The 14,466-nt window shown below is 73.7% G+C and carries 13 protein-coding genes; 9 read left to right on the top strand and 4 right to left on the bottom strand.

The genetic code is table 11. The annotated features are described in order from the left end of the window. Nucleotides 1–17: 17 nt before the first annotated feature. Nucleotides 18–833, top strand: coding sequence for a hypothetical protein (locus ABZ192_RS02120; RefSeq protein WP_356922593.1), 816 nt, complete (start codon nucleotides 18–20; stop codon nucleotides 831–833). Nucleotides 834–869: 36 nt separating this feature from the next. Here ABZ192_RS02120 and ABZ192_RS02115 read toward each other — a convergent pair whose 3' ends face one another. Further along, nucleotides 870–2,606, bottom strand: coding sequence for a hypothetical protein (locus ABZ192_RS02115; RefSeq protein WP_356922592.1), 1,737 nt, complete (start codon nucleotides 2,604–2,606; stop codon nucleotides 870–872). A gap of 196 nt (nucleotides 2,607–2,802) precedes the next feature. On the opposite strand from ABZ192_RS02115, the gene radA reads away from it, so the two are divergent. Then, a complete protein-coding gene (gene radA, locus ABZ192_RS02110) occupies nucleotides 2,803–4,212 on the top strand; it encodes a DNA repair protein RadA (protein WP_356922591.1) in 1,410 nt (469 codons plus the stop codon). Nucleotides 4,213–4,292: 80 nt separating this feature from the next. After that, nucleotides 4,293–5,417 (top strand): DNA integrity scanning diadenylate cyclase DisA, encoded by a 1,125-nt coding sequence (disA, locus tag ABZ192_RS02105; protein ID WP_086605266.1) that lies wholly within the window; start codon nucleotides 4,293–4,295, stop codon nucleotides 5,415–5,417. Nucleotides 5,418–5,537: 120 nt separating this feature from the next. On the opposite strand, the gene ABZ192_RS02100 is transcribed toward disA, so the two are convergent. Continuing rightward, nucleotides 5,538–6,395: a hypothetical protein gene (locus ABZ192_RS02100; RefSeq protein ID WP_356922590.1), complete on the bottom strand. Its 858-nt coding sequence runs from the start codon at nucleotides 6,393–6,395 to the stop codon at nucleotides 5,538–5,540. Between the two features lie 175 nt (nucleotides 6,396–6,570). Between ABZ192_RS02100 and ABZ192_RS02095 the strand changes: the two genes are divergently transcribed. Continuing rightward, on the top strand, nucleotides 6,571–7,212 hold the full coding sequence (locus ABZ192_RS02095; RefSeq protein ID WP_356922589.1) for a phosphatase PAP2 family protein: 642 nt from the start codon (nucleotides 6,571–6,573) through the stop codon (nucleotides 7,210–7,212). 228 nt (nucleotides 7,213–7,440) lie between these two features. Here ABZ192_RS02095 and ABZ192_RS02090 read toward each other — a convergent pair whose 3' ends face one another. Then, nucleotides 7,441–8,097, bottom strand: coding sequence for a response regulator transcription factor (locus ABZ192_RS02090; RefSeq protein ID WP_356922588.1), 657 nt, complete (start codon nucleotides 8,095–8,097; stop codon nucleotides 7,441–7,443). Further along, entirely contained in the window at nucleotides 8,094–9,710 is a 1,617-nt protein-coding gene (locus tag ABZ192_RS02085) for a histidine kinase (protein WP_356922587.1), read from the bottom strand. The genes ABZ192_RS02090 and ABZ192_RS02085 overlap by 4 nt, the downstream gene beginning before the upstream one ends. Nucleotides 9,711–9,851: 141 nt before the next feature. Between ABZ192_RS02085 and ABZ192_RS02080 the strand changes: the two genes are divergently transcribed. From ABZ192_RS02080 to cseC, 5 genes are all read left to right on the top strand, one after another. After that, entirely contained in the window at nucleotides 9,852–10,799 is a 948-nt protein-coding gene (locus tag ABZ192_RS02080) for an A/G-specific adenine glycosylase (RefSeq protein WP_356922586.1), read from the top strand. A gap of 284 nt (nucleotides 10,800–11,083) precedes the next feature. Further along, nucleotides 11,084–11,623 carry a SigE family RNA polymerase sigma factor gene (locus tag ABZ192_RS02075; protein WP_010048809.1) on the top strand — a complete coding sequence of 180 codons (540 nt, stop codon included), beginning with the start codon at nucleotides 11,084–11,086 and terminating at the stop codon, nucleotides 11,621–11,623. After that, nucleotides 11,611–12,267, top strand: a complete 657-nt coding sequence (locus ABZ192_RS02070; protein ID WP_356922585.1) for a hypothetical protein — start codon at nucleotides 11,611–11,613, stop codon at nucleotides 12,265–12,267. Before ABZ192_RS02075 ends, ABZ192_RS02070 begins: the two co-directional genes overlap by 13 nt. Before the next feature lie 137 nt (nucleotides 12,268–12,404). Continuing rightward, nucleotides 12,405–13,106, top strand: coding sequence for a two-component system response regulator CseB (gene cseB / locus ABZ192_RS02065; protein ID WP_356922584.1), 702 nt, complete (start codon nucleotides 12,405–12,407; stop codon nucleotides 13,104–13,106). A 9-nt stretch (nucleotides 13,107–13,115) separates the two neighbouring features. Then, nucleotides 13,116–14,459: a two-component system sensor histidine kinase CseC gene (gene cseC, locus ABZ192_RS02060; RefSeq protein WP_356922583.1), complete on the top strand. Its 1,344-nt coding sequence runs from the start codon at nucleotides 13,116–13,118 to the stop codon at nucleotides 14,457–14,459. Nucleotides 14,460–14,466 lie beyond the last annotated feature (7 nt).

Raw genomic sequence — 14,466 nt, 5'->3', positions numbered from 1 at the left:
GCCCGTACCCTGGACTCGTGCCAAAGACGAAAAAGGCGAAGCGCGACAAATCATCGGGCGTCCCGCGGTCCGACGAGCAGGGCCCTGACGAGAAGGGGCTCGACTTCGCCCGCGCGTGGGTGGAGTTTCCTGATCCGGCGGACGACGAGCAGGTCTTCCGCTGCGATCTGACATGGCTGACCTCTCGCTGGAACTGCATCTTCGGCAGCGGCTGCCAGGGCATCCAGGCCGGCCGCGCGGACGACGGGTGCTGCACGCTGGGTGCCCACTTCTCCGACGAGGACGACGAGAAGCGGGTCGCCGAACATGTGGCGAGGCTCACCCCGGACATCTGGCAGCACCACGCCGAGGGCACGAGCAACGGCTGGATCTCCGAGGACGAGGACGGCGACCGGCAGACGCGCCCCTTCCAGGGCTCGTGCATCTTCCAGAACCGGCCCGGCTTCGCGGGCGGCGCGGGCTGCTCGCTGCACATCCTCGCCCTGAAGGAGGGCCGCGAGCCGCTGGAGACCAAGCCGGACGTGTGCTGGCAGCTGCCGGTGCGGCGGACCTACGAGTGGATCGACCGGCCCGACGACACGCGTGTGCTCCAGGTGTCGATCGGTGAGTACGACCGGCGCGGCTGGGGGCCGGGCGGCCACGACCTGCACTGGTGGTGCACCTCGGCGACCTCGGCGCACGGCGCGGGCGAACCGGTGTACGTCTCCTACCGGCCGGAGCTGATCGAGCTGATGGGCAAGGCCGGCTACGACCGGCTGGTGGAGCTGTGCGAGGAGCGGCTGGCCTCGCAGCTGCCGTTGCTGGCGCCGCATCCGGCCGATCCGGTCGGCTGACCGTCTCCTGCGCTGACCCTCTCGTGCACTGACCGCCTATTGCGTGGACGGGCTCGGGTCGCCGCTGTCCGAGGGCGGGGGCGTCGAGCCCGTCGGGTCCGTCGGGTCCGGGCCCGGGTCCGTGGGTGTGGGGTCCGGGTCGGGTGACGGGGGCGGGCTCGTCGGCGTCGGGTCCGGTGGGGCCGAGGTCGTGGGCGTCGGGTCGGGCCGGGTCGTAGGCGGGCGGTCCGGGTCGCCCGGGTCGCCGGGGCGGGGGTCCGGTGGCGGGCCGGGGTCGGAGGGGCTGGGCGCGGTGCCGAAGCCCTCGATGTGGACGACGGCGCCCACCGGGGCGACCGCCACCTGCGCGTGCCAGGGGCCGGAGGGCTCCCGCAGATGGTCGACGTACACCTTGATCGTCAACGACTCGCCGGGCCGGAGCGTTCCCGACGACTGGCTCAGGTAGAGCCAGTGCGCTCCGGTGGACGCCGACCAGCGGACCGGGTCCGGACCCGTGGCGGTGAGGGTGATGAGGGTGGTGTCGCCGCTGTGGTCCGCCGTGACGCCCAGGGCGCTCGTACGGCCGGCGCCGGCGACGCCGAGGACCTCCACGGAGACGTCGGCCTTGCCGTCCTTGCCGAAGCGGGGGCCGGGCCTGGTGCTCGCGTTGCCGGTGTTCTCGTAGCCGCCGCCGGCCATCTCGCCGTCCAGGGCGAACGGGTCGTCCGCCTCGCGTGCGGAGGCGGAGCGGCCGTCCTGGCCCTCGCCGACGGGGGTGCCCCGGTAGGCGGCCCACAGGGCGAGCACCGGGGCGGCCACCACGGTGGCGACGACGGTCGTCGTGACGGCACGCGCGCGCAGGCGGTCCCTTCGGGCGGCGCGGTCCTTGGGGTCCATGGGGAAGCCGCGCCGGTCGAAGCGGGGTCCGGCGCCACGCGCGCGTGCGTGGTGGGCCATGGCGACGTGCAGGGCCGCGCGCGGGGCGGACAGGACGGGCAGTTCGTCGGGTGTGACGCTGGTGCCGGGCCAGCGGCCGGGGATGGCGCGCTCGGCGGTGCGGCGGCAGCGCGGGCAGTCGTCGACGTGCCGGACGAGTTCGCGGCGCAGGGCCGTGCCGAGCACGGGCCGGTCGTCGCCGACGAGGTGCGCGACGCTCGGACACGCCCCGGTCTCGACGACCGCGAGGGCCGCACGCGTGCGTTCCACCTCGCAGGCGGCGGAGGCGAGCAGGTCGCGGGCGGCGGCCAGGTCCATGCCCAGGACGGCGGCGACCTCGTGGGCGGCGAGGTGGTGGCGCACGGCCAGTTCGAGCGCCTCGCGCTGTTCCGGGGTGGTGCCGGCGGCCTCCGGCCAGGCCAGCAGGGCCAGTTCGCGCCGCCGCCGTTCCTGGACCTCCTCCGAGACGGCCGGGCCGGACGGCCGGTCGGCGCGCTGGGGGCGGCCCGCGGCGTGGCTGCTCTGACGTTTCTGCTTGGCCTCGGCCAGCTTGCGCAGGCACGCCCAGCGGGCCAGCGCGTACAGCCACGCCCGGCGGTCGGCGGGGGCCTCGGGGACGTGCTTGCCGCGGCGTTCGGCGAGCGCGAGGGCGTCGCCCAGGGCGGCGGTCGCGGCGTCGTGGTCGCACAGCACGGACAGGCAATAGGTGAACAGGCCGTCCAGGTAGGGCTCGTAGCGCGCGGGCGGCCGCTGCGCCAGCGTGCGCGCCGCCCCGCGGTCACGCGCTTCCCGGTGCGCCCGGTGCGGGCCGGCCGTGCGGGTGGAGCGGGTCGAGATCTCCGGAGTACTGCTCATCATTCGGCGACCGTAGGCGGCCGTGGGTGGCACCTTCCGGCGGCTTGAGCACATTTAATCCGTACGGGTGAAACGATCCCTCAATCGGGGACATGAACCAGTGGTTCCGCCGCTGGCGCGGGGTGGCGGAGCCCTGGCGGGCAGGTGACCGCCCCGGTCGGCCCCCGCGTTGTCAGTGGCTGCGGCTACGGTTTCGTCCATGGCTGCCCGTACGAAGACCACCAAGGACCGCCCGTCCTACCGCTGCACGGAGTGCGGCTGGCAGACGGCGAAGTGGCTCGGCCGCTGCCCCGAGTGCCAGGCCTGGGGGACGGTCGAGGAGTACGGCGCGCCCGCGGTCCGTACGACGACGCCGGGGCGGGTCACCACCTCCGCCCTGCCCATCGGCCAGGTGGACGGCCGCCAGGCCACCGCCCGCTCCACCGGCGTGCCCGAGCTGGACCGCGTGCTCGGCGGCGGACTGGTCCCCGGCGCGGTGGTCCTGGTCGCGGGCGAGCCGGGCGTCGGCAAGTCGACGCTCCTGCTGGACGTGGCGGCCAAGTCGGCGAGCGACGAGCACCGCACGCTGTACGTCACGGGCGAGGAGTCGGCGAGCCAGGTCCGGCTGCGCGCCGACCGCATCCACGCCATCGACGACCACCTCTACCTCGCGGCCGAGACGGACCTGGCGGCGGTGCTGGGCCACTTGGACGCGGTGAAGCCGTCGCTGCTGATCCTCGACTCGGTGCAGACGGTGGCCTCACCGGAGATCGACGGCGCGCCCGGCGGCATGGCCCAGGTGCGGGAGGTCGCGGGGGCCCTGATCCGGGCCTCGAAGGAGCGCGGCATGTCCACGCTGCTCGTGGGCCATGTCACCAAGGACGGCGCGATCGCGGGCCCGCGCCTGCTGGAGCACCTGGTGGACGTCGTCCTGAGCTTCGAGGGCGACCGGCATGCCCGCCTCCGCCTCGTCCGAGGCGTCAAGAACCGCTACGGCACGACCGACGAGGTCGGCTGCTTCGAGCTGCATGACGAGGGCATCACGGGCCTGGCCGATCCGAGTGGGCTCTTCCTCACGCGTCGGGCCGAACCGGTCCCGGGCACCTGCCTGACCGTCACCCTGGAAGGCCGCCGCCCGCTGGTCGCCGAGGTCCAGGCGCTCACGGTCGACTCGCAGATCCCCTCCCCGCGCCGCACCACCTCGGGCCTGGAGACCTCCCGCGTCTCGATGATGCTCGCGGTGCTGGAACAGCGCGGCCGGATCAGCGCCTTGAGCAAAAGGGACATCTACTCCGCGACGGTCGGCGGTGTGAAGCTCTCGGAGCCCGCAGCGGACCTGGCCGTCGCCCTCGCCCTGGCCAGCGCGGCGAGTGACACACCTCTCCCCAAGAACCTCGTCGCGATCGGGGAGGTGGGTCTCGCCGGTGAGGTCAGACGGGTCACGGGCGTGCAGCGCAGGCTGGCCGAAGCCCACCGCCTGGGCTTCACGCACGCCCTCGTACCGGGCGACCCGGGCAAGATCCCCTCGGGCATGAAGGTTCTGGAAGTAGCGGACATAGGGGACGCCCTGCGGGTCCTCCCCCGGTCCCGTCGCAGAGAGGCCCCACGGGACGAGGAGGGTCGCCGGTAGACTTTGCCCTGGTCTCGCCCGTCCGTGCGAACCGAGCGCGCGACACGGGGGCGCCCAGAACCTGCGACCGGAGGAGTGCAGTGGCAGCCAACGACCGGGCATCAGCTCCCGGAAAGTCCGGCGGGAGTGCCGGTACCGATGGCCTGATGCGCGCCTCCCTGAGCGCCGTGGCACCGGGGACGGCCCTGCGTGACGGCCTGGAGCGGGTACTCCGCGGCAACACCGGCGGTCTCATCGTGCTGGGCTCCGACAAGACGGTCGAGGGGTTGTGCAGCGGCGGTTTCGTGCTGGACGTGGAGTTCACCGCGACCCGTCTGCGCGAGCTGTGCAAGCTGGACGGCGGCATCGTGCTGTCCTCGGACCTGTCGAAGATCCTGCGCGCGGGCGTGCAACTGGTCCCGGACCCGACGATCCCCACGGAGGAGACGGGCACCCGGCACCGCACCGCGGACCGCGTCAGCAAGCAGGTCGGCTTCCCGGTCGTCTCGGTCTCCCAGTCGATGCGGCTGATCGCCCTGTACGTGGACGGCCAGCGCCGCGTCCTGGAGGACTCCGCGGCGATCCTGTCCCGCGCCAACCAGGCCCTGGCGACGCTGGAGCGCTACAAGCTCCGCCTCGACGAGGTCGCGGGCACACTGTCGGCGCTGGAGATCGAGGACCTGGTGACCGTCCGGGACGTCTCGGCGGTCGCCCAGCGCCTGGAGATGGTGCGCCGCATCGCCACGGAGATCGCCGAGTACGTGGTGGAGCTGGGCACGGACGGCCGGCTGCTGGCCCTCCAGCTCGACGAGCTGATCGCCGGCGTGGAGCCCGAGCGCGAGCTGGTCGTCCGGGACTACGTCCCCGAGCCCACCGCCAAGCGCTCCCGCACGGTCGACGAGGCGCTGGCCGAGCTGGACGCCCTCACCCACGCCGAGCTTCTCGAACTGCCCACGGTGGCCCGCGCGTTGGGCTACACCGGCTCACCCGAGACGCTCGACTCGGCGGTGTCGCCGCGCGGCTTCCGCCTGCTCGCCAAGGTGCCCCGGCTCCCCGGCGCGATCATCGACCGTCTGGTCGAGCACTTCGGCGGCCTGCAGAAGCTGCTCGCCGCGAGCGTCGACGACCTCCAGACGGTGGACGGCGTCGGCGAGGCCCGGGCGCGCAGCGTCCGGGAGGGGCTGTCGCGGCTGGCGGAGTCGTCGATCCTGGAGCGGTACGTCTAGCGCTTGAGCCGCACCGGCTGGAACGGCTGAGGGCGGTACCCGGTCAGGGGTACCGCCCTCAGGTGTCTCTGCCGCGGGGTTCTCTGCCGCGGGGACCTCTGCCGCTGGCCAGGGCGTGTCCTAGTCGGCCGACAGCACGAACGACGTCTGCACCTTCGCGAAGCCCGGAGCCTTGGCTTCCACCAGGTACGTGCCCGGCCCGGCCGAGCCCGCCGGAGGCGTGGCGCACTTGGGAGCGCTCGGCTTGCGGTCCCAGTTCACGGTGTAGGTGATGCCGCTGCCCGCGGGCACCCGGTACAGCTGGTGCGCGGCGGCCTTGGGGCAGTCCTCGGAGGACCAGTAGTCGTCGTCGGAGCTCGCCGGGGTGATCGTGAACACCGCGTTCTTCGGCCCGAGATCGATCTTGCAGTCGCTGCCGGAGATGTTCCGCGCGGTCAGCAGGAACGTGGGCTTCTGCTCGGGGTCGTAGGTGTTGTGCCGGCTGCGCAGGCTGAACTTGACCACGCTGGCGGTGCAGTTGGGCAGCGTGGAACCGGCCGGCAGGGTGTCGCCCACGCCGACGCCGCCCACCGCCGTACCGCCATCGGAACCGCCGGCACCGCCCGCACCTCCGGAGCCGCCCGCGCCGGACCCGTCGCCGGAGCCCGAGCCAGAACCGTCCCCGGAGCCGTCGCCGGAACCGCCCCCGGACCCGGCACCGGACGACGAGCCGCCGGAGCCCTCGTCGCCCGACTCGTCGCGTCCGCCGGGCGCTTGGCTGATGGCCGGGCCCGAACTCGACGGACCGGGCGTGATGGTGGAGGGCGAGGGATTCTTGCCGTTGGCGCCGTTGTCGCCGTCCTTGCCGCCTCCGTCGCCCATGGTCACGATCCAGGTGATCAGAAGCGCCAACAGGGCGACCACAGACACCAGTACGACCCTCCGACGCCAGTAGATGGAGGAGGGAAGCGGCCCGACCGGATTGCGCAGAGATCCCACGGCGCAAACCTTACGAGAGATCGGCGCGTTCGCCTGTCCCACCCGCCGCTCGGGGGCACAACTTTTCCGGATCATCATCTCGGAATCCCGGAGGCCACCCCTGTCTTTCGTCAGGTTCGGGACGCGACGATCGCTGGGTGTGACGGTACCGGCCTGCCGCCTACCGTCCGTGACCATGAACTTCGAGGACAGCGCGCTCTACCGCGACATCACCGACTTCGCCCATGACACCCCGATGTGGGTACAGCACGGGGCCGGCATATGGACGGAGGCCGGACTGCTGGTCTTCGTCGCGCTGTTCGCCACGGCCTGGTGGCGTGCCCGCCGCGGCACTCCCCACGCGTTCGCGGTCGCGGCCCTGGCGCCTGTGGCCACGGCCGTGGCGTACCTGTGCAGCGAGGTGCTCAAGTCCGCGGTCACGGAGGAGCGTCCGTGCCGGGCGGTCGCCGGTGCGGCCGCGTCCCTCGCCGCGTGCCCTCCGCACGGCGACTGGTCCTTCCCGTCCAACCACGCCACGATCGCGGGCGCGGCTGCGGTCGCCCTCGCGCTGGTCCGGCGCGCGCTCCTGTGGGTGACGGCCCCGCTCGCCCTGCTCATGGCCTTCTCCCGGGTCTTCGTCGGTGTGCACTATCCGCACGACGTCCTCGCGGGGTTGGTGCTGGGCACGCTGGTGGCCCTCGTCGCCGTACGGCTGGGCAGGGCCCCGGTGACGCGGCTGGCCGAGGCGCTGCGCACCTCGTCGGCGCCGGCCGTGCGGTGGTTCACCGGGCCGGGCGCGGCGCCCGTCAGGTCGTACGGCTCGCACGCGCGGCGCTGAGGCGGTCGGCCTGCGCATCACCGGGCCGGAACGCGCCCCCGCCGCCGCGCCGCCCCCGCCGCCGCGCCGCCCCCGCCGCCGCGCCGCTCCGGCCGTCACGCGCCGCTCCGGCCGTCACGCGCCGCTCCGGCCGTCACGCGTCTCTCCGGTCGGATCACGCCTCTCCGGTCATCGCGCGCTTCTCCGGCCGTCGCGCGCTTCTCCGGTCGTCACGCGCCTCTCCGGTCCTCACGCCTCCACGAGCCCCGCCTCGTGCGCCACGATCGCCGCCTGCACGCGGTTGCGCACGTCCAGCCGGTCCAGGACCGCGCTCACGTACGCCTTCACCGTGCCCTCGACGAGGTGCAGCCGGGCGGCGATCTCCGGGTTGGACAGGCCCGCGCCGACCAGGCCGAGCACCTCGCGTTCGCGGGGGCTCAGTGCGGCCACGCGCGCGCGTGCCCGTGCCTCGCGGGTGAGCCGGCCTCCGCCGAGGCCCTCGTCGATGACGTACCGGGCCACCTTGGGTGAGAGGAACGCGGCGCCGGCGGCCACCGCCCGTACGCCCGCGATGAGTTCGTACGGGTCCCCGGACTTCAGCAGGAAGCCGGTGGCGCCGCCGCCGAGGGCGCGGCTCACGTAGGCGCCCTCGGAGAAGGTGGTGAGCATCGCGACGGCCGTGCCGGGCACGGTCCGTACGATCTCCTCCGCCGCCGCGAGGCCGTCCAGGCGGGGCATGCGGATGTCGAGCAGGGCGACGTCCGGGCGGTGGGCGCGGGCCAGCTCGACCGCCTCGCGGCCGTCGCCCGCCTCGGCGACGACGTCCGTCACGCCGCTGCTGCCCAGGATGGCGCGTACCCCGGCCCGGACCATGGCCTCGTCGTCGGCCAGCAGAACGCGGATCACTGTGAGAACTCCTCGTATTCCTCGCGGCCTTCGCCGGGCAGACCGATGCGCGGGACCACGTCCTTGGCGACCAGCCGGCCGGCGGCGAAGCACAGTCTGAAGTGGTCGACGGAGACGAACAGTTCGCCGCTCGCCCGGTAGTAGCGGCAGTCGGCTCCCCCGGGTGGGGCGGGGGCCCGGTCGTCGGGCGGGTCGTTCACGTCGCGCTCGGGCAGCAGGTGTTCGACCTCGGCCGCCGGGGTGCCCAGGCGCAGTTTCGCGTACGCGGCGGGTTCGAGCACCGAGTGCTTCTCCGCGTAGGCGTACCAGCCGAACGCCACGCCGACCAGAACGACGCCCACACCGGCCGCGGTGCCGAGGCCGGCGGCGACCCGGCGGCGGGCGTGCCGGAAAGGCGCGGATCCCGGAGGCTCGGCGGTGGCCTGCCGCTCGGGGGCGTCGGGCACGTACGCCGACACCCGGAACCCCTCCTCGTACGGTCCGGCCTCGAACGTGCCGCCCACGGAGGTCACCGCGGCCCGCAGTCCGAGCAGGCCCGTACCGCCGCCCGTGGGGCGGGAACTCTCCTGGGTGGGCGGGCCGTTGGTGACGGTGACGAGCATCCCCGTGGCGCTCCCCGTCCCCGTGGCGCTCCCCGTCCCCGCGGCCCGTCCCGTCAGCGCCACGGTCACGGGAGCGCCCGGTGCGTGCCGTGCCGCGTTGGTCAGCGCCTCCCGGACCACGCGGTGCAGCAGCCGTTCGGCGACCCCGCCGGGCTCGGCGGCCGGGCCGCCCGGCCCGGCGGGCTCCCAGCGCACCGGCAGGCCCGATTCCGCGGCGCGGGCGACGAGTTGCTCCAGGGTCTCGCCCGCCGGGGCCAGCGGCGCGGGCTCGTCGTCGTCCTCGCGCAGGACGCCGATGATGCGGTGCAGCCGGTCCGTGGCGTCGGCGGCGGCCGCGCGCAGGTCGGCCGCCGCGCTCCGGTGCCCGGCGGCGAGTCCGGGGGCGACCTGGAGGGCGCCCGCGCGCAGGGCGATGAGGCTCAGCTCGTGTCCGAGGGAGTCGTGCATGTCCTGGGCGATCCTGGCCCGTTCGCGCAGCCGGGCGCGTTCCTCGGCGAAGCGGGCCTCGTCCTCCAGCCGGGCGGCGCGCAGCCAGCCCGCCTCGGCCAGCTCGCGGCTCTGCCGCCAGTAGCGACCGCCGAGCCAGGGGAAGACGCAGCCGAAGAGCAGCGTGCCCGTCATGACGAGCCACTCGGGGGCCGGGTCGACGCCGACGAGCACGATCCGGGCCGTGCCGGCGCAGCCGACGGCCGCGAAGCACAGCATCGCGGGGCGCGCCCGGCCCGCCCGCAGCCCGAGCAGCAGCGCGAACACGCCGAGGGCGGGGCCGTAGGAGACGGTGAACATGGCCGGCGCCGCGGCGAGGCTCAGGGCGGCCACCAGCCCGAAGGCCGCGAGCGGCAGCCGCCGGGAGAGGGCGGCGGCGACCGCCAGCACCGCCACACCGGCCGCCTGCTGCCAGGCCGGACGCGGCTCGTTCAGCCCGAGCCGGTCCGCCGTGAGCGCGGGCAGCGCGAGGGCCGCCCAGAGCAGGACGTATCCGCCGAGCCGGGCGGGGCGAGGACGTTCCATTCGCCCGACGCTATAGGCGGGCGGCAGGGCGGCACTGCTGCCGATCGTCAGGTACGCCTGTCCCTCTTGACTGGTACGCCTGTCCCTCTTGGGTGGTGGTGTGCCCGGATCGCGCCCCCCGCGTGGCAGGATCGAATGGCCATGACTGCACCCACGAAGCCCCCGCACACCAGCCCCGCCGGCCCCGCCTCCGGCCCGCCCTCAGGCTCGCCCTCCGGCGAGTGCCTGCACGCCCCCGTCATCGACTGGTTCGACGAGAACGCCCGTGACCTGCCGTGGCGGCGCCCCGAGGCCGGGGCGTGGGGGGTGATGGTCAGTGAGTTCATGCTCCAGCAGACGCCGGTGAACCGCGTCCTGCCCGTCTACGAGCAGTGGCTGGCCCGCTGGCCGCGCCCCGCCGACCTGGCCAATGAGGCGCCCGGCGAGGCGGTCCGCGCCTGGGGCCGGCTCGGCTACCCGCGCCGCGCCCTCAGGCTGCACGGCGCCGCCGTCGCGATAACGGAACGGCACGGCGGTGACGTACCGGCCGACCACGCCCAGCTGCTGGCGCTGCCCGGCATCGGCGAGTACACGGCCGCCGCCGTCGCCTCCTTCGCCTACGGGCAGCGGCACCCGGTGCTGGACACCAACGTGCGCCGGGTCTTCGCCCGCGCGGTCACCGGCGTGCAGTACCCGCCGAACGCCACCACCGCCGCCGAGCGCAAACTCGCCCGCGCGCTGCTGCCCGAGGACGAGCCGACCGCCGCCCGCTGGGCCGCCGCCTCCATGGAGCTGGGGGCGCTGGTGTGCACGGCGAAGAGCGAGTCGTGCCACCGCTGCCCGATCGCCGCGCAGTGCGCCTGGCGGCTGGCGGGCAAGCCGGAGCACGACGGGCCGCCGCGCCGCGGTCAGACGTACGCGGGCACCGACCGGCAGGTGCGCGGGCGGCTGCTCGCCGTGCTGCGGGAGGCCCACGGTCCGGTTCCGCAGGCGGCGCTGGACCGGGTGTGGCACGAGCCGGTGCAGCGGGCCCGTGCCCTGGACGGCCTCGTCGCCGATGGACTGGTGGAGCCGCTGGCGGACGGGCTGTACCGGCTGCCGCTGACCTGACGTACAGACACGTCACAGCCGCGAGTCGTCCTCTGTCACAGCGATCGGGGTGGACAAATCACCCCGAAGCCACCCCAACGCGCCTACCGCTCTTCCCCGTTCCCACGGCCGTTACACAACCGACGGACAGCCGAGTGCTAGCCGAAGGCTGCTTCGGACAGTGCCGTGACAACGCCTCCGTACCTTCAATTCCGTTCCCGGAAGACACGGGACGGCCAAGGAACACAGGCATTGCACGGACGGCGGGAAGCCGGCCGCAACGGGGAAACGGGAGGCGGTTCACCATGGCGCAGGGCGAGGTGCTCGAGTTCGAGGAGTACGTCCGCACGCGGCAGGACGCGCTGCTGCGCAGTGCCCGCCGCCTGGTGCCGGACCCGACCGACGCGCAGGACCTGCTGCAGACCGCGCTGGTCCGCACGTACGGCCGCTGGGAGACCATCGAGGACAAGCGGCTCGCGGACGCCTACCTGCGCCGGGTGATGATCAACACGCGGACGGAGTGGTGGCGGGCCCGCAAGCTGGAGGAGGTGCCGACCGAGCAGCTCCCGGACGCCTCGGTCGACGACTCCACCGAGCAGCACGCGGACCGCGCCCTGCTGATGGACGTCCTGAAGGTGCTCGCCCCGAAGCAGCGCAGCGTCGTCGTCCTGCGACACTGGGAGCAGATGTCCACAGAGGAGACGGCCGCCGCCCTCGGCATGTCGGCCGGAACGGTCAAGAGCACGCTGCACCGGGCGCTCGCCCGGCTCCGCGAGGAGCTGGAGTCCCGCGACCTGGACGCACGCGCGCTGGAGCGTGAGGAGCGGGAGCGGTGCGCGGCCTGACCGGCGAGGGGTCTGCACGGCCCCGGGGCAGCATCCAGGCGGTGAGTACGGCGCTGGCCGTGCTCGCCGCCCTCGGCCTTTTCGTGTCCGCGTGCGGCGCGGGCGGCACCGGCGCCCGTGACGAGGGCCCGGCGCACTCCGACTCGGTGGCGGGCGCCGCCGCGGCCACACCGTCCGCCGCGCCGTCGAAGACGCCCGACGCGGTCGACGCGGTCCGGCTGGTCAAGGACGACCCGAAGGTCTCCCCCGAGGTCAAGCGCGCGCTGAAGCCGTGCGTCGCCGACGAGTACCCCGTCGACGTGTCCTACGGCAACCTCACCGGCGGATCGGGCGACGACGTCGTCGTCAACGTCCTGAGCTGCGGTGACGCTGTGGGTGTGGGCAGTTACGTGTACCGCGAGCAGGACGGCTCGTACGAGAATGTGTTCAAGGCCGAGGAGCCCCCGGTCTACGCGGAGATCGACCGCGGCGACCTGGTCGTGACCAAGCAGGTGTACGAGAAGGGCGACCCGGTGTCGAGCCCCTCCGGGGAGAACGTGATCACATACAGATGGACCTCCGGCCGGTTCGACGAGGAGTACCGCACGCACAACGACTACGGGAAGGTCGTCGGCGAAACCCCCACGCCGGAGCCCGCGAGCTGACGTGGGCGCAGCGTGTGTGAACCGATCGGGCCGCTCGGACCGATCCACCGGTGAACGCATCACCAGGATCGCGCGTCCCTCAGAGGGAACGCGGCAGAACGCACCCCACGAACCACACGAGGACTGAGAGCACCGGGATGGCAGACCAGACCCACGTCCTGTTCGTCGAGGACGACGACGTCATCCGTGAGGCCACGCAGCTCGCCCTGGAACGGGACGGCTTCGTGGTCACGGCCATGCCCGACGGATTGTCGGGCCTGGAGGCGTTCCGGGCGGACCGCCCGGACATCGCGCTGCTGGACGTCATGGTTCCCGGCCTGGACGGGGTCAGTCTGTGCCGCCGTATCCGGGACGAGTCGACCGTGCCGGTCATTATGCTGTCGGCGCGGGCCGACTCCATCGACGTCGTGCTGGGCCTGGAGGCGGGGGCCGACGACTATGTGACCAAGCCGTTCGACGGTGCCGTGCTGGTGGCCCGGATCCGCGCGGTGCTGCGCCGGTTCGGGCACGCGGGCGGCGGTCGGACGGAGGAGCCGGCCTCCCCGGCCGGCGGCGGGGTGCTGACCTTCGGGGACCTGGAGGTCGACACCGAGGGCATGGAGGTCCGCCGGGCCGGGCAGCCGGTGGCGCTGACGCCGACCGAGATGCGGCTGCTGCTGGAGTTCTCCACGACGCCGGGCACGGTGCTCTCCCGCGACAAGCTGCTGGAGCGGGTGTGGGACTACGGCTGGGGCGGGGACACCCGCGTCGTCGACGTGCACGTGCAGCGGCTGCGGCAGAAGATCGGCCAGGACCGCATCGAGACGGTCCGCGGTTTTGGCTACAAGTTGAAGGCCTGAGCAGGGGTTATGAGGGGGCACTTCCGGCGCCTGGTCGCCACGGGCTTGGAGCGGGCGGGCATCCGCACGGGCCTCAGATGGAAGCTGAGCGCGGCCATCGCGCTGGTCGGGGCGCTGGTGGCGGTCGCGCTGAGCCTGGTCGTGCACAACGCCGCCCGGGTGTCGATGCTGGACAACGCGCGTGACCTGGCCGACGAGCGCATCCTGATCGCCCAGCGCAACTTCGAGCTGTCGGGGCGGATGAACTTTCCCAACGCCAAGATCGACGACCCGAACCTGCCGCCGGCGCTGCGGGACCGGGTGGAGGCGGGCCAGCGGGCGACGTACGTGGCGGACCGACCCGGTGACGTGCCCGACATATGGGCCGCCGTGCCGCTGAAGAACGGGCATGTCATGTCCCTGCATTCGGGCTTCACCGACCGCAGCTCGGACATCCTCCAGGATCTCGACCAGGCCCTGCTCATCGGCTCCATCGCGGTCGTCCTCGGCGGCAGCGCGCTCGGCGTGCTCATCGGCGGGCACCTCTCGCGGCGCCTGCGCAAGGCGGCCGTCGCGGCCAGCCAGCTCGCGGGCGGCGAGACGGACGTGCGCGTGCGGGACGCCATGGGCGGGGTCGTCCGGGACGAGACCGACGACCTGGCGAGCGCGGTGGACGCCATGGCGGACACGCTGCGGCAGCGGATCGAGGCCGAGCGGCGGGTCACCGCCGACATCGCGCACGAGCTGCGCACGCCGGTGACCGGGCTGCTGACCGCCGCCGAACTGCTGCCGCCCGGCCGCCCGACCGAGCTGGTGCTGGACCGGGCGAAGGCGATGCGCACGCTCGTGGAGGACGTACTGGAAGTGGCCCGGCTGGACGGGGCCTCCGAACGGGCGGAGCTCCAGGACCTCATGCTGGGCGAGTTCGTCGCCCGGCGGGTGGCGGCGAAGGACCCGGACGTCGAGGTGCGGATCGTGCACGAGTCGGAGGTCACCACCGACCCGCGGCGCCTGGAGCGGGTGCTGTTCAACCTGCTCGCCAACGCGGCCCGGCACGGCAAGCCGCCCATCCAGGTCACCGTCGAGGGCCGGGTCATCCGCGTCCGCGACCACGGTCCCGGCTTTCCCGAGGACCTGCTCGCCGAGGGGCCGAGCCGCTTCCGCACCGGCAGCAAGGACCGGGCCGGGCACGGCCACGGCCTCGGACTGACCATCGCGGCCGGGCAGGCCCGGGTGATGGGCGCCCGGCTGACCTTCCGGAACGTACGCACGCCGGGCGCGCCGGAGAGCGTACCGGCCGAGGGCGCGGTGGCGGTGCTGTGGCTGCCGGAGCACGCGCCGACGAACACAGGGAGTTATCCGATGCTGCCCTAGGTGTACT

The organism is Streptomyces sp. NPDC006235, from assembly GCF_040613735.1.
GTDB lineage: Bacteria > Actinomycetota > Actinomycetes > Streptomycetales > Streptomycetaceae > Streptomyces.
The sequence above is the reverse complement of the archived record's forward strand: the minus strand, read 5'-3'. Positions and strand labels throughout refer to the sequence as shown.

Bases quoted from the DNA above. Each gene is read 5' to 3' on its own strand.
- ABZ192_RS02115 (WP_356922592.1), bottom strand. From the start codon at position 2,606: ATGATGAGCAGTACTCCGGAGATCTCGACCCGCTCCACCCGCACGGCC.
- radA (WP_356922591.1), top strand. From the start codon at position 2,803: ATGGCTGCCCGTACGAAGACCACCAAGGACCGCCCGTCCTACCGCTGC.
- ABZ192_RS02095 (WP_356922589.1), top strand. From the start codon at position 6,571: ATGAACTTCGAGGACAGCGCGCTCTACCGCGACATCACCGACTTCGCC.
- ABZ192_RS02085 (WP_356922587.1), bottom strand. From the start codon at position 9,710: ATGGAACGTCCTCGCCCCGCCCGGCTCGGCGGATACGTCCTGCTCTGG.
- ABZ192_RS02080 (WP_356922586.1), top strand. From the start codon at position 9,852: ATGACTGCACCCACGAAGCCCCCGCACACCAGCCCCGCCGGCCCCGCC.
- ABZ192_RS02075 (WP_010048809.1), top strand. From the start codon at position 11,084: ATGGCGCAGGGCGAGGTGCTCGAGTTCGAGGAGTACGTCCGCACGCGG.
- cseB (WP_356922584.1), top strand. From the start codon at position 12,405: ATGGCAGACCAGACCCACGTCCTGTTCGTCGAGGACGACGACGTCATC.
- cseC (WP_356922583.1), top strand. From the start codon at position 13,116: ATGAGGGGGCACTTCCGGCGCCTGGTCGCCACGGGCTTGGAGCGGGCG.